This is a genomic window from Rhodopirellula halodulae (genome assembly GCF_020966775.1).
Classification (GTDB): domain Bacteria; phylum Planctomycetota; class Planctomycetia; order Pirellulales; family Pirellulaceae; genus Rhodopirellula; species Rhodopirellula halodulae.
On record NZ_JAJKFV010000009.1, the window covers coordinates 166,094 to 185,514 of the forward strand.

Consider the following 19,421-nt stretch of genomic DNA (forward strand, 5'->3'; position numbering starts at 1 on the left):
TTGGGCGTGATTGGCGAATCCGCCCAATTCGATCGTCTTTGCCCGTCGGTCTCCGAATCAGGCGGCCTGCAGCGATCGGTGGTGTCCGGCGTAGGAAACCCACTCGGTCACCTCTTCCAAGTCAGGAAGCTTGCCGCCACGGGCGATTCGCTTGCCTTCCCGAGAATTGGCAATCGCGTCGACTTCGCCGAACAAAGTGACTGGATTTTGGTCGGCCAACTCTTCCGCAGTGGTCACACCAGCCGCAACCAGGAATTGAGCGTCATGGCCACGCATCATGGGGACTCGGCAAACCAAAGTGGTTTGCTGTTGCCACGCCAAAACGGTTTCTGCATCCACGCGGCGATGGTTGAGCTGCTCGGCCACCTTTTCAGGCATCGATTTCAGCAAGTCATCCACGGTGTAGATTCCGATTTCGTTCAGGCGTTCGGCCATGCGAGGTCCAATCGAAGGTGCGTCGACCACGTCGCTGGCACGTTCCAGATAAAAACGCAATTCGGTTTCGCTCTGCGATTGGCTGCTGTAGGAGCGTTCTTCACGGGAGGATCGATCGTTGCTTTCGCTGCGTGGTTCTCGTTCCGTTCGGGATTGGCGATCCGATCGGCTGTCGCGTTCCGATCGGCTGCTGCGTTCAGACCGGCTGCTACGTTCAGATCGGGAAGATCGTTCCGAACGCGAGCTGCGTTGGCGGGAGGAGTCGTGGTCTCGCATCGACACCACACCGTCCGAACGATTGGATTGCCCGTTGCCGTAGCCTGAACCGTTGCCAGATCCATTGCCTTCGCCGGAGACACCGCGGGAGTAACCATTGGATCGGCTGCTGGAGCTGCGCGACGATGAGCTGTTGGACGAGCTGCGTCGACTGGAGCTGCGTGAACGGCCGTCATTATCGCTGCTGCGACGAGTCCGCGTTCGGACGCTTTCGCGACCGTCGCTGTTGCGAAGTGATTCCATTTCGTTGGCCAATTGACGACCGCGGCGAACCGATTCGACTTCGTAACGATCGCGGTCAAATGCGTCGTCATCGTAGTCGTCAACCAATTCAAAATCGTGATCGATGATGTCTCGCTGGACGGCACGTCGTCCACTCAGTGATCGGCGACCGTTCAGGCTGCGACGACTGCGGCGATTCAACGTCCGGGCATCCACTGCCCGGGAATCCACAGCCCGGCCGTCGACCGTGCGAGTGTGCGTGCGGACTTGGGTGGATTGGTTGGCCGAAGCGATCCAGCTGGTGATGCGGGAAAGCTCGTAGCTCGAACCGCTGAGCAAAATGCGTTGACCGCGTTCGGTTGCCAAGAACGTTTTGACTTGGTCCAGCAAGTCGCTGGGGTGGATCGCTGCCAATTGTGCCGGATCAGTGATGCCGCATCCAACCAAAACGCGAGCGTCGAAGCCGCGAAGCTGAGGAACGCGGCACATCAAACGGCATTCGGCTTGCCAACGACGGATCGTGCGTGCGTCGACGCCGGCCAAACCCAGCGTGTCCGCCAAGCGGTTGCTGTCTTGGCTCATCAGGTGAGTGATATGCGAGATGCCGATGCGTCGCAAACGAGACGCCGCGACACCATCGATCGATGGAGCCGAATCAATGGGGCTGTCGACCGTCAAGAAGAACGGCGTTTCGGGTTCGTTGGCATCCAGGTTTCCTTCGTTTCCGTCGGCGATTGCTCGTCCTTCTGGGAAAGCTTGACCGCTGGGAATGGTCGAAGTGGTCTCGTCCGAGTAGTAGTATCCGTCGCGGTATTGCGTTCCAGCGGGGGCTTGGTCAGTCGCCGAAGCTGGGTGGCTTGGCACGAAAGCTTGGCTGCTTGGATAAACCGAAGGTTGCGCCGGAGCAACGTTGCCGCGAACCCATTGGTCTTCGTCCAGTCCAGCGGATTCGCGATAGGCGGCTTCGAATTCGTGGTTGATATCAGCCGAAGCACCGTGGATCCAACGCGAACGTTCGCCCGTTCCCAATTGCGTTTGATCGTCCAACCCGTGAGGTCCGACGTAGCGATCGTGGCGACGACCGTTTCGCCACACGGGACGGTGAGCGTGGATGACTCGCGAGGCGTGCAGCCGGAAGGTGCGGGCGCCGTTTCGTGAAAGGGATCCAGCCAGTGGTTCGTGACTGGTCAGCAACACAATTTGTCGGCCAGGTGCGGAGTAGTCTGATAGGGCCGATGCGATGACGTCGCCGGTCACACCTTCGGCGGTCCAAGGCCGGAAAGCGTCTTTCAGATCGCTCCAGTCGGCGGTACTGTGGTTGTAACCGCCATCAAACGCCGCGAATAATTCGCGATGGGTTTCGATGACCAGCGGCACTGAGCGGCCGGTGCGATCCAGCAATTCGCCGGCGGCCATGCGGACGGCCATCGAGGCAATCGCTCGGGTGACTCCGGGCAATGACAGTTCGTCGTGTCCATCGATCCGCACGTGGACTTCGCGACCACCGGAAACGGTTCGCGTGTTGGTGAAGCGGCGTTCGGCTTCGGCGCGATCCAACGTATGAGGATCCAATTGCACCGGCGTTGTGGTCCAGGTGATGCGGCGATGTCGTCCGCCCGACAAACGCACCAACCAACGGCTGGATAGTTCCACCAAAGAGGACTCGGTCCGAGCGACCGGACGATTGCGGTTCAGCTCAGCAATCAATTCGTCGCGTCGACGCAACAGATTTTCGCGGCGTGCCGAGTGCAGTGCTGGCCGAACGCGAGGGCGGATCGGCGCGACGGTGGGAGCCAGCTCCAATTCGCGTCGGCGAGCGGCATTGGATTCGAGTTCCACCTCGACTTGGTGCAATCGTTCTTCGACTGCAGCCAAATCAAACGCGGTGGCGGGCATTCCGATCGGATAGTCAGCGTCGACGATTGGCAAACTGCGGAGACTGCGACGGACCGATGCGGTTTCATCGAGAACGTTTCGCAGTTCCAATTCTGTTTGTCGCAGTTCGCTCAATCGCGTGTTGCGTTCGTTTGACCAATCGGGGTGATGTCCCCAGATCGTCACGAACTCTTGCAATTCCGTTCGCGAAGCGGCCAGTTCGTCGACAATTCGTGAGCGGTCCGCGAGCAACTGTTCGAGCGTTGCGGTCAGCTGGCGAGTGACTTGGTCAATGTTTTCGCCGACACCGTATGGCGAGCGACGTAGTTCGGATCGAATTTGGCGAAGCGTTGACGCCAGGGAAGCATGACGGTCCCAAACGCCGCGAAGCGGTTCGAAAGTGACAGGGTCGACTGATCCGGAGACTCGGTCCACCGATTCGCGTTCGATCTTGCCGAGCAACCAATCAATTTGGTTGGTGGCGGAATCGATTCGCAAGTCGATGTCATCGATCGTGTGCAGCGGGCGATAGGCATCGCGATAGAAATCGTCCCACTTGTTGCCGACGTCATAGCGGTCAATGGCGTGGATGAAGTGGTCGTAACGACGGTGGCGGATGCCATCCATGTCGACGTGATAAGCATGTTGGCGAGCCGACGCGATCGAATCACGCAAGCCACGGATTTCAGCCAGCGTGCGACGCAGTTGAATGATTTCCGAATCCGCGTTGCGAAGTTGGGCTCGCAATTCGGAGGCCGACAACTTGGCGGCGTATCGCCAATCGGTGGTCAGGTAGCCGCTGCCCAGTAAAGGCTCTCGTGAAATTGGTGTGTGGGCGACGGGGGCTCCGGTGATGGGATCGTAAGCCGTTGCCCGTGGGATCGAACCGGCCTGAACGTCCAGGTCGGCAATCCAGCGTTTGAGTCCGGCAGCACGCGCCCGCAAAGAGTCGGCTTGTCGGTGCAATTCACGCAAGCGAGCCGTGTGTTCGCGATGCTTTTGGGCTTGGATGCTTTCGTAGCGAGCGGCCCGCGAACGATGGGCTTGAATAACCGAACGGCGAGCGTTCAACGAATCGCGTTGGCGTTGCAGTTCCACGCGTTGACGCTGCAGGTCACTCAGTTCACGAGCGATCGTTTCGTTGTGTTTGTAAGCGGACGCGTCGTCCCAATCGTGGCTGGCGTACCAATCAGAAACTTCGAGTTCGGTTTCTGGCAAAGCCGCCAATTGAGCCTCGATGTCGGCCAATTCCGATCGCAGCGCTCGGCGACGTCGGTCTTCCGTTTCATTGAAAGCGTGAACGGAATGGCCGGAAACGTTGGTATTGCGGAATTCCGGATGATCGTAAGTGAATCGGGCGGTTTCCGATTCGTATGGCAACGTTGCCAAACCTTCGCGATCCAAGCCGGATTGAATGCAAGACGCGACGACTCGTGACACGCTGGTCACGGTGGTGTCGACCATCACACCGTCAACGATCGATTCTGGCATTTGCACGTTGCGAAGTGCTCGTGCGGCAAGCGTGCTGTGTTTGGAGTTGGAGCGAATTTCGTCTTCGCTGCCGAACCATCCGTCTTGGTAGCTTTCCCAGGTCCGGGTGGTTTCGCTGCGTGGTTCAAATTCGACGGTGCGACGACCGGCGGTGGTTCCATCGGCTTCGCGGCGACAGTGAACCCAGCCGTGCCCGTCGACCCAAACGACGCGTCCGGTCGAACCTGACAGCATGCCGTTGGGGTAGTTTCGCGAAACGAGCGAGTCGCGAATGAAGCGGCTGATCGCGGTTTTGCCGGACCCGATGGGGCCGAGCACCACGTTCAAGTGATGCGAGAGTGGCCCGAGTTCCACTCGGTTCAGTGGGCCATGATTGTCGATTTCGATTCGATCCAACAACATCGCAAAACGCTCCTTCCGTGGCTGCGCGTGGTCATGCCTTTCGAGGCGGCACGCCCTTCAAGGGTCCATGGTTCGCGGCAAAGAAAGGGGACATCCTGCCCGCTTGCGGGAAACCTTGCCGAGATCCTTTGTTCACCACCAGACGGGTGAACTCGCGAAGACTTTAGCCGAATCGACAAAATTTTGGAAAGAGCGATTTCGTGAAACTGCGGCTGCGTTTTGAAAGTCTTTGGATTGACTGCTGAAACATCGTGTTTGACGCGATTTTGAAGCACGTCCATGTCGGGTTAGCGAGCGATTGGGGCCGGTTTTCGCTTGGTCGTTGGGACTCGGTTGCAACAAATTTGACGGAATTGGGTGACGCGAGTTGCATTCATGGTGCGGAAACTCACCTAGCGAGCGGGCGTCATGTTTGCCGCGATCAGAATGCTTGTCTGAGACGATCCGGCGTCGCCATTTTGGCGTTTGGGTTCTCAGCTTGAGCCAAAACTAAACTTCCGTTGCGAAACTTTGTTTGAATTTGCTATGCCGAGCCTTGTCGAACGCCGTTTTGACCGGTCCACCTGTTGGGCTGCCCTCCAAAATTTCCCACCGCACCACAAGAACGCTAACAATTCGATGCCCCGGAGTTGGCTGCGAGAACGATTGACCTGCATGTTCAGGGATGCGTGCTGCGCAGTGGGTTGGTTTGGAGTTGTTGCTCTGTTGGTTTTGGTTTCCGGCTGTGGAACGACCAAAGAGCACCAAGCAACCGAACAATTGTTGTTGTCCGACGCGGTGGATCGCAGTGTGTCCACGATTGACTTTCGTCCGCTGTCGGGTGAGAAGGTGTACTTGGACACGAGCTATTTGCGTTCGGTGAAGTCGACCTCGTTCGTCAACGCCGACTATGTGACCAGTGCTTTGCGGCAACAGGTGATGGCGGCGGGCTGTTTTTTGCAAGACTCGGCCAAAGAAGCGGACATCATTATCGAAGCTCGAATTGGAACGCTTGGCTACGACGATCACCGCGTGACGTTTGGTGTTCCTGAAAATAGCGCGATCAATTCCACGGTTTCGTTACTTCCGAGTGCACCCAACGTTCCGCAGATTCCAGAGATCGCGCTCGCGCGTCGGGATGCCCGAGAAGGCGCCGCGAAGGTTGCCGCCTTTGCCTACGACCGCGAAACGCGTGAGGCGATTTGGCAATCGGGAATCAGCCAGTCTCGCTCCACCGCTCGCGATACGTGGGTGATGGGTGTGGGGCCGTTTCAAGGTGGTTCCATTCGTGATGAAACCCGATTGGCAGGAACCAAACTCGTTCGTTTCGGCCGGCGTTCCACCGGTTCGCCACCGCGAACGTTCTCTCGTCCGCCGGTCGATTACACGGCCGAAACCCGGTTTGATGGCGGTTGGCCGGTGCTCGGATCGGAGAACGGAAGCATGATCGGCGGAGGCTTGTTGCCCGGTGAGCCTTTGCCGGAAATGAGATCCGGTCCGGTGATGGTTGCTGAAAACGCAGGGGAGGCGGAATCGGAATCATCGGAGCAGCCGAAAGGCGAAGCCAAGCCCGAAGCGGCCGAAAAGATCGCCCGCCCGCCTGATTCAAAACGCAAGATGCGATGAGCAAGATTCGCCTTCCTGGCGATCAGGTGGTTTTTGTACAGGTGTGTTTCGGCGGACGCATCGAAGGATATGGCGTCCGCTTTTGATGAATCATTCCGTTCATTGCTTCAGTCATTATTGCGTCCGCCAACACTGGGGCCGCTAACACCGCGTCCGCACGGGTCGTTCTGGCATCGACTCTCTGAGGTCATCATGAGTTCCATTCGTTTTATTTCCTGCGTGTTGTTGGTCAACGTTTGGTTGTTCAGCGGCGTGTCGGGCTTTGCACCGGTCGACGTGTACGCGCAGCAAGTTCCCAGTTGGCAAGCTGGAAACTCCACTTTCAATGGCACCGGTTACGATCTTCCCAGCCCACCGCCGGCTCTCGCCGCATCGTCACCGTCTCCCGCCATTGGAGCTTTGGAGTTGCCAGCCGATACACCGGAGTCGATATCGCCTGGTTTCAGTGATTTGCAACCGAGTTGGGGCGGAGAATTTGGGTTGTCGCCCGCTTCTTTGGACACGCCGATTGTGGCCCCGGAAGAAACCGTGGTGGAAACGTCGAGCTATTCCGACGTGATCAGCACGGGGCAACCTGTTGAGTCAGCTCCGTTGGAAGAAGAGGTCGTGCGTTGGTACCACCGGCCATGGATTTGGATGACTCAAGGATGGGACAATCACGCGGAGTTCGGATTGGACGGCAGTTCGGGCAACGCGGACACGTTGGCGTTGCAGACCGGATTGGAGATGAAACGCAAAACGGACGCTTACACCTTGGCGTTGGATTTTGATTATCGACAAGCCAGTGCGAGCAACGTGACCACCGAAGACAACGGTCGATTCAATCTGGACTACGACAAATTGCTGAACGATTCGAATTGGTCGTTGTTCGGTAAGTTCGGGATGGAGTTTGATAAGTTCAAATCGTTTGATTTGCGTCTGAACCTGAACTCTGGTGTGGGATACCACTGGATCCGAAACGACACGACCAATTTGGTGACTCGTTTCGGTGCTGGTGCGTCGAAGGAGATTGGTGCACCGGATGATTCGTGGATTCCGGAAGCGGTGTTTGGAATCGAAGCCGATCATCAGCTCAATTCCCGGCAGAAGATCAAAGGCAAGTTGGATTACTTTCCGGCCTGGGACGACTTCAGTGACTTTCGTTTGGTCACCGATGTCGCCTGGGAAACGTTGCTAAGTGATTCGGACAACTTCTCGCTGCGTTTGTCGGTGACGGACCGCTACGACAGCACGCCGCAAGGTGCGTTGAAGAACGATTTCTATTACTCCGCACTGTTGCTCTATAAGTTCTGATCGTTTGCCGCGATCGCTTTAGCAGATTGGCGGCGCACGTCGTTCCGCGTCGCCATCCAGGTCGTTTTGATTGATTGGATCCGTTCATCCGGATTGACCGGTTGATTCGTCATAAGCAACCATCTTTTCAGCGGACTGCGGTGGGCAGTTGGTCCCGCGAACCGTGGGCAGTGGTCTTTTGTGACCTAGGGTAATTTTGTCCGCTTGAGTGGCGCGAGCAATGTTTCGCGTCCATGCACAGGGAACAGCGAGCAAGGTGACGTTGCGTTCTCTTGATTGCGTTCCAACCGGTTGCCGCGGGGGCACCGTTTCTCAAGCGTGAACGAACTTCCTTGTGGGAACAAATTCATGCGAAAGCCGAAACGATCGCATCGCAGCGGGATCGCCGTCACCGAGTTGGCGGTTGGTTTGCCCGTGTTGTTGCTGGTGATGATGGGCACCGTTGAGACGTGCACCATGATCCGTTTGCAGCAAAAACTGAAAATGGTTGCATACGAAGGGGCTCGCGTGGGCGTGCTGCCGGACGCGAAGGCCAGCAATGTGGAATGGCAATGCGAAGTGTTGTCGACGGATCAACGTTTGAACGACGTGATCACTGTGCTCGATCCGGTGGATCCTCAAGCCTTGGAATCAGGCGATTGGTTCACCGTGGAGGTGCGAGCACCTTACGCGTCCAATGATCTGATGGGCGGTTGGGGATTTGGTTCCTACGAATTGACTGAGTCGGTGACCCTGCAAAAACCATGATTGATAACGAGCGATCTTCCGTGCCAGTCCATCCTTCCTCGTCGAATCCGCGGCAAGGCGCCGTCATCGTCTTGTTGGTGGTGATGCTGCCTGTGTTGCTGATCCTGGCGGCTTATGTGATCAACATCGCCTACGTCGAAGCGGTCACCGCGGATAGCCAAGTGGTCACCGATGCGGCGGTACGTGCCGCGGGGCGTGCCTACATCCAAACGGGCGATCGTGACGCGGCGCTGGCGGCTGCTCGCGACGCGGCGAATCGCAACCCGGTCGCGGGCAAAGTCGTCCCGATCAACATGAACGACTTGGAGTTTGGTACCAGCGTGCGAAGCAGCTTGGAAGAAAGCTACAACTTCGTTCCGGTGACCAGCGAAGAAGAGTTGGGCAATTCAGTTCGGTTGACGACACGATCGTTGGCCAATGCCGCGAAACCTGTTTTGACTCCGTTGTTTCCAACGATGGGAACCAACATCGAAATTCGGCCACAGCGAACGGCGGTCAGCACGCAGAGCACAATGGACGTCGCGTTGGTGATCGATCGCAGTGGATCGATGGCCTACGCCAGTGACGAAACGCCCGACCCGTATGTGAACCCGGCGGCGGCTCCACCGGATTGGACATACGGACATCCCGTCCCACCCAATTCGCGATGGTTGGACTTGGTCGCTTCCGTGAATGCGTTCAATGGTTTCTTGGAGGATTCGCCTCAGTGGGAAAAGCTGAGCTTGGCAACCTATTCCGACAATGCAACGCCGGACTGCAATCTGACGCACACCTACGCCCAAATTTCCAATCAACTTGACGCGATTTCGTACGAGTTCAATGGCGGTGGAACCAATATTGGCCAAGGGTTGCAATCAGGTTTGTCAACGTTGACCAATGCCGATCACGCTCGCCCCTACGCGGTTCGTGTGATGGTGTTGATGACGGATGGCCATCACAACACCGGGACCAGTCCCGAAAGCATGATTTGGGCATTGAAGAACTCCACGGTGACGTTGTTCACCATCACCTTCAGCGACGAAGCCGATCAAGGACGAATGGCGTATTTGGCGGAGTCTTGCGGTGGCGAACACTTTCACGCGACCGACGCGGCTCAGTTGCAAGAAGCGTTTCAATTGATTGCGAAACGTTTGCCTTCGTTGATGACCGAGTGATCTCGAACGCCACGCCGAAACAGAAGGACTCGTCGCGGTTCAGTGCGGCAACTGAAGCAGCGATCCGAACCACGATTGACAACAAGATTTATCCGTATGGTTTCTCTGGACTTGTCCAGGGAGATTGCCCCGAGAGATTGACAGCATGAACGTCCCTCGCAGGAAAATTCCGCCCCGCACCGGCGCGACCGTCGTTGAGATGGCCGTGGTCTCGGTCGTCCTATTCACGATCTTGGTTTCGGGAATCGAATTGTCCCGAGTTTCCATGTTGCGTCATTCGGCCGATCACGCGGCGTACATCGGTGCACGGCGAGGAATCATCACGGGTGCGAACTCGAGCCAAATTCGCAACATTGTTCAAACGCACATGGATGCGATCGGCATTCGCAACGCGGATGTGACCGTGATCCCAGAGGAAATTTTGGAATCGACAACGCAGGTCGAGGTGCAGGTCGAAGTGCCGTTGGTGCAAAACACTTGGATCAGCCCCGGGTTGTTTGGCAACGCGTTGACCGGGCGAGCTCGTTTGTTGACCGAGCGTGCCGCGATGGTCATGAACCAGTCCATGCCGACGCCTCCGCCACCGCCGCCTCCACCACCGGAACCAGAACCCGAGCCGCAGCCCGAGCCGGAACCTCAGCCTGAACCGGAACCGCAGCCAGAGCCTGAGCCACAACCGGAGCCCGAGCCGCAGCCGGAACCACCACCACAGCCACCACCACCGCCGTTGCTGTGATGTTGGATGGAAAATCGCAAACGCTGTTGCCTTGCCGGGCGGCAGCGTTTTTCCGTCGGAACGTCGCGTGTCGAGTCAGTGATTTACCTAGCAGTCAAACGCCTGTGAGCACATCGCGAAGTCCCTCGCGGTAGGTCGGATATTGCAGAGACGGCAGCAAGTCGCGACGGACGCGGCGGTTCCATACTCGTTTGTCGGATTCGCTTCGGAAGCGGACGCCCGAGTCCGCCGACGGATCGACAAACGTTGGCATGGGCGATCGCGTCTGCTTCGCAATCTCAACATAGAATTCACGTCGAATGACCGGATCGTCATCCGCGACGACGTACAGGCTTTCAGGCGGGGTGTGTTGGAAACTGTTCATGACGGCCGTTGCGGCATCGTCCACGTGGATCAGATTCAGGTAGCCGTCCGGCGGTGAGGCGATTGGTTTTCCCGCGATCACATCGGCGGCGCGGGGGACTCGATTGGGACCGTAGATGCCAGCCAAACGCAGCGTCACCGTTGGTTTGCCACATCGCAAACTACGAAGCTTGGCTTCCGCCGCCAAATGGGCTCGGCCGCCTTCACGTTTGGGGTGCGTGGGGGAGGTTTCGTCGACCCATCGTCCGTCGGTTTGATGGTAGACGCCGGTCGTGCTGATGTAGGTGACTCGTGCCGGTTCATCCGTTGCTTGCTGATCAAGATGACGGACGAGACGAGCGAGCCCATCCACTTGCGAGGTGAAGCGTTCCACTCGGCTGTTTCGATCATAGGCAACGGCGATCAAAACGTTGTCTGCGGTGGGTAGGTTGGCGAACGTTCGTGAGTCATTCCAATCGAACGCGACGGGGGTGAATCCTTCGTGACTCAAAGAATCAAATCGAGAGCGGGTGGTCGCGGACACGGTCCATCCGCGCCGCAACGCTTGGCGCCCCACTCGAATTCCGAGGTACCCGCAGCCGATGATCAACAAGTTTGAGTGGGATCGCCTGGCGGAAGGATCGGATGCCGCGGCGGGATGGGAAGTGCTCATGCGTCGGAAAGCTGGATAGAAATGGGTTGGGTGTAGAACCGGAAAAACCGGTGTGACCGGCGTCGAAACCGCAAGTGTCGTGAAGCCGCGGCAGTTGCCGGGGCAAAAAGGCCATTGCCAGTGGGGCCGCGAACCAAAATGCGTTGACCGCGACGATTTCGGGATTTGAGCGGTTTGGGTGGTGGCGTTTGGCACTTTATCGATTGTTCCGATGCGTCGCGACCGGCAAGACCTTGAACCAACCGCGACCGGGTGGGGTACAATAGGAACCGCTCGAATTCCTTTCAACGAAACACGCTATGCAACATTCGAACGCCTTCGACCCGAAGTCCAATGCGCCGGCTGCTCCTGCGCCGATTCCGTTGTTCGAAGGAAGCCGATGGCGTTGGCGATGTGTCGGAGGATTGGTCATTCGGACGATCTTCTGTGCATTGTTTTGCGGTGCATCATTTTGCGGTGCGTTGACCGCGACATCGCACGCTCAGGGCTTCCCGGCCAATCCGCCGGTGATCGGCGGGCCGCCTCCATTGCCGCCGGGCGCAACGTTGGTCCCGCCGCAATCGTCATCGCGAGCCGTGGGGCCGGTGACCCAGAACGCCTTTGTGGATTCCGACAACGATTCGCGAAACGTCGCTGGAGGAACCCATCTGGAACCGCCCGTTGAGCTTTTGCGTTTGATCGAGGATGGCGGTGTCCCAGCTACGCTGGATGAACTTCGTTTGCTTCAGAGACAACAACAACGCGTCGCGGGCTTGGCGGAAGCTTGCACGGTCAGTGTTCAGATCGGACCGGCCCAGGGATGCGGCGTGATCATCACACCCAGCGGCTTCGTGTTGACAGCCGCCCACGTGGCCATGCGTCCTGGCGAAAGTGCGATGTTGACGTTGAACGACGGTCGCACCGTGACGGCGAAAACGTTGGGCATGAACCGCGGCGTTGATGCCGGGCTGATGAAGATCTCGTCCGGTCAGAAATCGCGGGATTCGGCGGGACGTGAAATTCCTTGGCCTCATGCGTCGTTGGGAACCAGCGATGGTTTGAAATCGGGCATGTGGTGCATCGCCACCGGGCACCCCGGCGGTTACGAAGCAGATCGAGGCATGGTGACGCGGGTGGGGCGTATCTTGGCCGTGTATCCTGATCGATTGGTCACCGATTGTGCTCTGATTGGCGGTGATTCCGGCGGGCCATTGTTTGACCTCAGCGGAAAGTTGATCGGCGTCCACAGCCGCATCGGAAACGACGTGGCGGACAATTTGCATGTGCCCGTCGATCACTACAACGAATCATGGGACCGGATGCAGTCCGGGGATGCTTGGGGATTCCTTCCCGGGTTTCGTCCCGTGCTGGGGATTCGCGGCAACAGCGAAGGCGGAATCGCGAATGTTGTGAAAGTCGGTCCCGGATCGCCCGCGGAAGCGGGTGGCATTCGCCCGGGGGACCAAGTGGTCTCGTTTGGCAAAGTTGATATCTCGGATTTCGAATCATTGAAAGCGGCGGTGTCGGACACCATGCCCGGCGAACGGGTAAAAATTTGGCTGCGTCGGGAAGGCCGGCCTGTGAAGGTGACGGTCGAGATCGGACGTGGTGACTGATTGATGGACAACGTTTTGAGAGACAACGTTTCAAACGCAGCCAACGTGGATTCCATGTTACGCAACCAAGACCTATTCAATCGCTTTGACGCACAACGAGGCTCGGTTTTGAAGACACTGCTCGACAAATTTGCTACTCATTGCACGTTGGTCTGCACGCTTGCGTTCGCAGCGTTATCGACGGGGGCTGTGACTGCGCAAGACGAAGCGTCCGTGCCCGCATGGTTGCAGGAACGTTTGGTCGAACGAGTCATGCATCGCCGAGACAACGGCGAAATGATGCAGTTGGTTCGTCCGATCGCGGAGCGGGCCGAAGACGGCGTGGTGGGAATCATTTGCGGTGGTCGGCCGGTGGCATTGGGAACCGTGGTGTCCCAGGCCAGCGTGGTTGGAATCTTGGGGAACCGGACAACGACTGGAGGCAATGTCGCTTCGTCACAGTTCACCTCCAGCGACGCCTATGTCATCACGAAACGCAGCGAACTTTCCAACGATCCGATCCGCGTGCGATTGCGGGACGGCCGCATGTTCCCGGCTCGCGTGGCCGCGGTGCGACGGCGTAGCGATTTGGCGTTGTTGGTCATCGAACGCGACAACACGGGCAACCTGCCCGAGCTTCGGCCGGTGACCTTGACCGCGACGATTCCGGTGGTGGGTAGCTTTCTGATCAGCCCCGATCGAACCAACCGTGTGATTGGTTTGGGTGTGGCGGGGGCTGGTCCGCGAAAGGTTTCTCACCGTGGGATGTTGGGCGTTCAGTTGAACCCGAATTCGTCGACCGCCGGCGCGCAGGTCGAACAAATTTTGCCCAACAGCAGTGCTTCGGAGGCGGGACTGGAGTCCGGTGATCGAATCATCGCGATCAACGGTGAGATGCAAAACAACAAAGACGCGGTGATGTCGACTTTGAAGCGAATGTTTCCCGGCGAGATCGTGCGTCTAACAATCGTTCGTGATGGGGACACCAAGGAACTGTCCGCGAAAATGCGTGAAGCGGCGATCGTTCAAGAGTCACCCAACGACGCTCGCGTCAACGGTGCTCGCAACATTCGGTTGTCCGGTTTCGAAGAAGTCTTGCAGCACGACACGGTTTTGAACCCCGATCAATGCGGTGGCCCTTTGTTGGACACCGATGGTCGTATCGTCGGCATCAACATCGCGCGAGCGGGCCGGGTTGTGAGTTACGCGCTGCCGGCTTCGTTGGTTGCGGTGGAAGTGTCGAGCATGATTGCCGAAGCGGGCGGGAAGTGATCGTTGGCTGACGAGAAGAAATCTGGCGGAGCGTTTCAACCGTTTGCTGTTCAATGCGTCAGTTGCCAATCCAAGTTGAAGGTCACTAACCCTCAACTGATCGGCAATATTGTGAATTGCCCCAAGTGCAATTCATTCGTCCAGATTGACGCGCCCGCTGAGCAGGGGCATGCCTCGACCTCGCCGCCCGTCACGCCTGCGCCGCCGTCGCAGGTCAGTTTGGGCGACGATTCATTTGATAGCGAAGCGTTGACCGAAGCCGGTTTGTCGACCGGTGATTTACCAACTGGTGATTTACCAACCAGTGCGTTGGAGCACGCCACGGTACCTCCCGACACGATGGATAGCGGTCCGCCGCCTGTCGACGATTCGGCGATGTCGGAAAGCATTGGCGAAGAAGAAAGTTCGCATGCCACGATTGATCCGAACGAGCTGTATCAAACTCGTCGTCGCGGTGTCTCCAAGTCCGCCGCGATTTGGGTGGTTGGCTCGTTGGTTAGCGTCAGCGGGATGGCCGCGGCGGTGTTGTGGTTTCGCTCACCCGATCAAACGGCAGGTTTGCCCGTGCCACCCTCGCAAAATGCGGTGGATCAAGGTGATGGAGCGATGCCGACGGGAGAACTCACGGACGAACCGGTTGGCGAGAATCTGGAGGATAAAAACTCGGGCGAACTGAGTGACGACGCGACCACGGATGGTGAAATACCAACGGATGCGGCATCGACGGATGAGTCCAAACCTTCGGATGGGATGAACTTGAATCCGTCGGTCGATTCCGTTGATGAAGGCCCCGGTGCCCCGTTGGCAAATGATTCCGCGCCGAGTGATCCAATGCCAGAGGATTTGATCCCTGGTGATCTGTTGCCGAGCAGTCCGCTGGATGGGCCGTCTGCGGTGCTTGGACGTGATCAGCCTGTCAAACCGGGGACGGCAACGACAGATGGCGATCCAGAGGGCCCGACCGAATCGGTGATGGAATTGCCGCCGGAGTTCGCTCAATTTCAGATGTTGCTCGACATGCCTGGAAAGGCGCCGGACGCTCCTCCCATGACGGAGGCACCTGTGATGGATGAGGTGGTGTTGGACGCCGGCGCAGAAGAGTTCTTGGATCCCATGCTGATCGCGACTCCGCCGGAGGAGATCAACATTGAGAACTCGTTGAAGATGCGTTTGGCGTTGAGCACCCAAGGTTATCCGTTGTCGGACTTGGTGTTGTTCATTGGCGAGGCGACCTTGATTCCCATTCAACTGGATTGGGTATCGATGGATTTGGCGGGTTTGGATTTGAAGCAACCCGTTGCCACCAACGTGAAGGGGTGGACGACATTCGGCAAGCTGATCGGCGACGCCACTCGGGAGGCCGGGTTGGAGGTCGAAACCAGCGACGATCGGTTGGCGTTGCAGGTGCCGATGGAAACCCTGTTGCAGAAGACGGAACCCATTGTCGCTCATGTGGACTTTGGCGAGGAACAGTCGTCCGCTGCGGAGTTGTTGCAGCGAATTGCCGAAGCCGTTGAGTTGGAACCTCGCGATGCGAGGCACCTTGAATGCTTGGCCACGGAATCGCTGCGTCGGATGCGTGGAATTGAATTGCGCTTGTCGGATGAAGTGATGTCGCGTTGGACGGCGGAGTACCTGCATCGCCCCAACGATCAGTTGGTCGCCGATGGATTGCCGCCGGCGTGGCCCGAACTGAACGCAGGCAAAACGGGTGGTCAGTTGGACACCGCGATCGCGATGGCAGGGTTGCTGCGTCGGACGGCGCGAGTCAACTCGGCCACTTGCGTTGTCAATTGGAACGATGCCCAGCGGCGTCGATTGTCGCCCGGTCAATTGGTGATGGCTTATGCGGGGTTGCCGGAAGACCAAGTGACGGCGGGGCAGATGCTGCGACGAACGTTGCAGCCGATGGGCATGCACGTTCGTATGGTGGACGCTGAACATTGGTGGGTAGGAACCGCGGCGACCTACGACCGTTTGCCGATCGTGGTGCACAGTGAGCCTCTGGGGCCGCGGCGCGATGACGTGCTGAATCGAATTCGTGAATCGGCTCGTTTGGTGGGGGCTGGTCTGGCGATTGAACACGACCCGGTTTCGGATTGTTTCTTGGCCGTGATGCCTCGGTTCCTGTATCGCCAGTTGCCCAAGATCATCGGTCCGGAACTGTAGCGGACTCGTTTTCGATCAGAGCGACGTTCAACTGGACCGCTGGCAATAAAAAAACGCCGCGGCGGAATGCAGCGGCGTTTTTCGATGGATGGTTTCTCGGAGCACCGGACCGAGCGGGTGGGCTCAACGAGGTGGGACGACGTGGGGACGAACGTCAGGCCGCCAAACTGGTGGCGGCAGGGGATTACTTAGCAGCGAGGGTACGAAGTTCTTCCAATTCAACACTCAAACGGTGACGGAGCGGGCTTTCGTCACGCAGTTCTCGCTCGAGCAATTCTTCGGCTTGATCGAACGTTTCTTCGGTGCACTTTTTTGGTTCAGCGACGAGTTCGCGGAACATGCGTTCGATGGTGGCTTCAGTTAACACGACGGGGACCTCAACAAGGATGACGGGGGTTCTTAACAGTTCGTCCATCTTAGGATGGCGCGCGATGATCGCAAGTCCAAACCATCACGCGTGACAACGGCGGCGAGACCGTTTTATCACGTTTGAATCGCGGCGGCCAACAAATTGTCGGAACGGTGGTGTACGTTTTGGTCGGAGAATCGGAATCTTTCTGTCATTTGCCAAGCTTGCCAATCAAACGCATCGTCCCACCATTTGTGGGGCTTGGTCCCGACGACAGATCGCCTTGAGACGGATAGACTGATCCATGGTCCAATCGTTTTCCTCCTAGTCCAACGTTGCTGATGAGTTCTGAACCACCCTTCGAGCCTCCGTATGATGGCCCTGCCAACGATGACTCTGGTGCGGATGAGAATCGTCCCGGTGATGGTCAGCCGGAAGGCCAAGGGCAACCGGACCCGGGCGAGCCCAATGCCAACCCGCAGGCGAACAATCCCGCCGTGCGAGCCCGCGTTCCGGATCATGTGGCCGGCGGTTGTTTCAGCACGGGAGCGATCGTGATGACTGGTCCCAGCGAATTCATTGTGGATTTTTTGCAAACGGTCGGTCGCCCCCACCGGGTGGCGGTACGGGTCGTGATTCCGCACGCGGTGATGCCTCAGTTTGTGGACGCGTTGCAAAAGAATTTGGATCTGTACCGAGGTCGGTTTGGTGAGCCGATGATGCCAACCCCGACGCCCAATCCGAATGCTGAACAACGACGCCCGTCCCCGCAAGAAATCTATGACGATTTGAAGTTGCCCGATGAGGTGCTGAGCGGGACGTATGCCAACGGCGTGATGATTGGTCACGGCGCCACCGAGTTTGGGCTGGATTTTTTGACCAGTTTTTTCCCGCAGTCCGCCGTGAGTGCGCGTGTGTTTCTGGCGGCTGGCCAAGTCCCAAGGTTGCTCGATTCGTTGCGCGGAGCGACGAAGCAATTGGAAGATCGACGACGTGGAAACAGTGGCGAGTAGATCTCGTTTGGATATGGCGAGGTCGCGGTGGTTGGATTGTTCAAGTGGCCTGGCGATGCGATTGATCGAGGGCACTTCATAGCCGCAGTGCGTTAGCACCGGTTGCCCTGTCGAACGCCTCGCCACCCGGCACCAACCGAGTGACCACCGATCGGCCGAGTCACCGGTAGGCCGTACCGAGCGTAGCGAGCTACGGCGGTGCGTGTTGGGCTTTGATCGGGAGCGTTTTGCCGCTCGATGGTGCGGTGAAGGTTTGGGATGAACGGGCCAACCGCGGCTAACGCCGATCGGCTAGGAGGTTGGTTGATTGTTTAGGTTTTTGACCGAAGGCAGATCGACTATTGAGCGCACTTCATAGCCGAAGTGCGTTAGCACCGGTTGCCACGTCGAACGCCTCGCCATCCCGGCACCAACCGAGTGACCTCCGATCGGTCGAGCCACCGGTAGGCCGTATCGAGCGAAGCTAGCTACGGCGGTGCGCGTTTGGTGATGATTGGGTGCGTTTCGTCGTTCGATGGCACGGTGAAGGTATTGGGTGTACGGGCCAACCGCGGCGAACGCCGATCGGCTATGGGGTTGGTTGATTATTTTAATTTTTCATCGAAGGCAGATCGACGATTGAGCGCACTTCATAGCCGCAGTGCGTTAGCACCGGTTGCCCTGTCGCACGCCTCGCCATCCCGGCACCAACCGAGTGACCACCGATCGGCCGAGCCACCCGTAGCCGTACCGAGCGAAGCGAGCTACGGCGGTGCGTATGGGGGTCGATTAGGAGCGTTTTGCCGTTCGGTGGTGTGGTGAAGGTTTGGGACGAACGGGCCAACCGCGGCGAACGCCGATCGGCTAGGAAGGTCGTTCAACCACCAAACAACAGCGTGGTTTCTGCGACAACTTCGGCGGAGCCGGTCAGACGCGGGATGATCTCGCCGTTTTCACCGCGTCGGTAGGTGGCTTCGAAACGGCTGCCGGTGATGGACTCTTGATGAAAGACTTCGCCAGGTCGCAACTTGCCCGCATCCGCGAGACAAGCGACTTTGGCACTGGTCCCCGTCCCGCAAGGCGAACGGTCATACGCGTTGCCGGGACACAGGACAAAGTTCTTTGCATCGGCCGTTTCCGATGGCCCAACCAATTCCACGTGATCAATCTCGGCACCGTCTCGTCCCGTGATGCCTTGGTCACGCAGCGCCGCTTTGATCTGCAACGTCGCGGCCATCAACTTGTCCACGTGAGTCAGGTCCAGGTCCAACCCGTGGTTCTCAACCAAGTAGAACCAGTTGCCTCCGTAGGCGATGTCGCCAGTGATGCTTGCGGTCGGAATCGAGGTTGCATCGGCCACTCGCAGCGGCACGTCGGCTTGATAGCGTTCGCTCGGCACGTTCTCAAACGAAACCGTTTGAAGGTCGTCATGCAGAGTGACTTCCACGACGCCGACCGGCGTTTCCAATCGATGCGTTCCCGGGGCGAGCAATCCTTGCCAAGCCAAAGTGGCGACCAGTCCGATCGTCGCGTGACCGCACATCAACAACACTCCCACGTTGTTGAAGAACACCACGCCAGCGAAACAGGATGGATCCACTGCGGGGCACAACCAAGCCCCCACGATGATGTCGTTCCCGCGCGGTTCGTTGACGATGGGGGCCCCAAGTTCTTGGAAATGTTCCTTCAGATACAGACGCCGCGCCGTCATCGACTGGCCCTGCAAAGTGTCTTCCAATCCGATTACCAATCGCGTGGGTTCACCGCCGGTGTGTGAATCCAAGACTTGAACGCGTTCAGGCAGCATCATCGTT

13 protein-coding genes are annotated in these 19,421 nt (G+C 58.1%); 9 read left to right on the forward strand and 4 right to left on the reverse strand.

The genetic code is table 11. The features are described 5' to 3' along the window. Positions 1 to 57: 57 nt before the first annotated feature. Positions 58 to 4,701 carry a DUF4332 domain-containing protein gene (locus tag LOC70_RS06950; RefSeq protein ID WP_230252783.1) on the reverse strand — a complete coding sequence of 1,548 codons (4,644 nt, stop codon included), beginning with the start codon at positions 4,699 to 4,701 and terminating at the stop codon, positions 58 to 60. 705 nt (positions 4,702 to 5,406) lie between these two features. Between LOC70_RS06950 and LOC70_RS06955 the strand changes: the two genes are divergently transcribed. The 5 genes from LOC70_RS06955 to LOC70_RS06975 all read left to right on the forward strand — a co-directional run bounded on the left by LOC70_RS06955 (position 5,407) and on the right by LOC70_RS06975 (position 10,236). After that, positions 5,407 to 6,306 (forward strand): DUF6655 family protein, encoded by a 900-nt coding sequence (locus LOC70_RS06955; RefSeq protein WP_230252784.1) that lies wholly within the window; start codon positions 5,407 to 5,409, stop codon positions 6,304 to 6,306. A gap of 192 nt (positions 6,307 to 6,498) precedes the next feature. Then, entirely contained in the window at positions 6,499 to 7,599 is a 1,101-nt protein-coding gene (locus LOC70_RS06960) for a DUF481 domain-containing protein (RefSeq protein ID WP_230252785.1), read from the forward strand. A 348-nt stretch (positions 7,600 to 7,947) separates the two neighbouring features. Further along, positions 7,948 to 8,346, forward strand: a complete 399-nt coding sequence (locus tag LOC70_RS06965) for a TadE family protein (RefSeq protein WP_230252786.1) — start codon at positions 7,948 to 7,950, stop codon at positions 8,344 to 8,346. Between the two features lie 83 nt (positions 8,347 to 8,429). Then, the gene (locus tag LOC70_RS06970; protein ID WP_255712447.1) at positions 8,430 to 9,500 is read left to right on the forward strand and encodes a vWA domain-containing protein; all 1,071 of its coding nucleotides are present in this window, start codon (positions 8,430 to 8,432) and stop codon (positions 9,498 to 9,500) included. 145 nt (positions 9,501 to 9,645) lie between these two features. After that, the gene (locus tag LOC70_RS06975; protein WP_230252788.1) at positions 9,646 to 10,236 is read left to right on the forward strand and encodes a TadE/TadG family type IV pilus assembly protein; all 591 of its coding nucleotides are present in this window, start codon (positions 9,646 to 9,648) and stop codon (positions 10,234 to 10,236) included. A 94-nt stretch (positions 10,237 to 10,330) separates the two neighbouring features. Here the strand turns inward: LOC70_RS06975 and LOC70_RS06980 are convergent, their stop codons facing one another. Next, the gene (locus tag LOC70_RS06980) at positions 10,331 to 11,251 is read right to left on the reverse strand and encodes an SDR family oxidoreductase (protein ID WP_230252789.1); all 921 of its coding nucleotides are present in this window, start codon (positions 11,249 to 11,251) and stop codon (positions 10,331 to 10,333) included. Positions 11,252 to 11,550: 299 nt separating this feature from the next. Here LOC70_RS06980 and LOC70_RS06985 point away from each other — a divergent pair, with 299 nt between their 5' ends. The 3 genes from LOC70_RS06985 (at position 11,551) to LOC70_RS06995 (ending at position 16,266) form a co-directional block, all read left to right on the forward strand. Beyond that, on the forward strand, positions 11,551 to 12,846 hold the full coding sequence (locus tag LOC70_RS06985; RefSeq protein ID WP_230252791.1) for a S1C family serine protease: 1,296 nt from the start codon (positions 11,551 to 11,553) through the stop codon (positions 12,844 to 12,846). Between the two features lie 54 nt (positions 12,847 to 12,900). After that, complete coding sequence (locus tag LOC70_RS06990) at positions 12,901 to 14,097, forward strand: PDZ domain-containing protein (protein ID WP_230252792.1); 1,197 nt, start codon at positions 12,901 to 12,903, stop codon at positions 14,095 to 14,097. A 75-nt stretch (positions 14,098 to 14,172) separates the two neighbouring features. Beyond that, a complete protein-coding gene (locus LOC70_RS06995) occupies positions 14,173 to 16,266 on the forward strand; it encodes a hypothetical protein (RefSeq protein ID WP_230252794.1) in 2,094 nt (697 codons plus the stop codon). 184 nt (positions 16,267 to 16,450) lie between these two features. Here LOC70_RS06995 and LOC70_RS07000 read toward each other — a convergent pair whose 3' ends face one another. Then, the gene (locus LOC70_RS07000; protein WP_230252796.1) at positions 16,451 to 16,633 is read right to left on the reverse strand and encodes a hypothetical protein; all 183 of its coding nucleotides are present in this window, start codon (positions 16,631 to 16,633) and stop codon (positions 16,451 to 16,453) included. A 323-nt stretch (positions 16,634 to 16,956) separates the two neighbouring features. Here LOC70_RS07000 and LOC70_RS07005 point away from each other — a divergent pair, with 323 nt between their 5' ends. After that, positions 16,957 to 17,628 carry a DUF3467 domain-containing protein gene (locus LOC70_RS07005; RefSeq protein WP_230252798.1) on the forward strand — a complete coding sequence of 224 codons (672 nt, stop codon included), beginning with the start codon at positions 16,957 to 16,959 and terminating at the stop codon, positions 17,626 to 17,628. Between the two features lie 856 nt (positions 17,629 to 18,484). Here the strand turns inward: LOC70_RS07005 and LOC70_RS07010 are convergent. After that, on the reverse strand, positions 18,485 to 19,417 hold the full coding sequence (locus LOC70_RS07010) for a proline racemase family protein (RefSeq protein ID WP_230252800.1): 933 nt from the start codon (positions 19,415 to 19,417) through the stop codon (positions 18,485 to 18,487). Positions 19,418 to 19,421: the final 4 nt, after the last annotated feature.

Bases quoted from the DNA above. Each gene is read 5' to 3' on its own strand.
- LOC70_RS06980 (WP_230252789.1), bottom strand. From the start codon at position 11,251: ATGAGCACTTCCCATCCCGCCGCGGCATCCGATCCTTCCGCCAGGCGA.
- LOC70_RS07010 (WP_230252800.1), bottom strand. From the start codon at position 19,417: ATGATGCTGCCTGAACGCGTTCAAGTCTTGGATTCACACACCGGCGGT.
- LOC70_RS06970 (WP_255712447.1), top strand. From the start codon at position 8,430: ATGCTGCCTGTGTTGCTGATCCTGGCGGCTTATGTGATCAACATCGCC.
- LOC70_RS06950 (WP_230252783.1), bottom strand. From the start codon at position 4,701: ATGTTGTTGGATCGAATCGAAATCGACAATCATGGCCCACTGAACCGA.
- LOC70_RS07005 (WP_230252798.1), top strand. From the start codon at position 16,957: ATGAGTTCTGAACCACCCTTCGAGCCTCCGTATGATGGCCCTGCCAAC.
- LOC70_RS06985 (WP_230252791.1), top strand. From the start codon at position 11,551: ATGCAACATTCGAACGCCTTCGACCCGAAGTCCAATGCGCCGGCTGCT.
- LOC70_RS06975 (WP_230252788.1), top strand. From the start codon at position 9,646: ATGAACGTCCCTCGCAGGAAAATTCCGCCCCGCACCGGCGCGACCGTC.
- LOC70_RS06960 (WP_230252785.1), top strand. From the start codon at position 6,499: ATGAGTTCCATTCGTTTTATTTCCTGCGTGTTGTTGGTCAACGTTTGG.
- LOC70_RS06965 (WP_230252786.1), top strand. From the start codon at position 7,948: ATGCGAAAGCCGAAACGATCGCATCGCAGCGGGATCGCCGTCACCGAG.
- LOC70_RS06990 (WP_230252792.1), top strand. From the start codon at position 12,901: ATGTTACGCAACCAAGACCTATTCAATCGCTTTGACGCACAACGAGGC.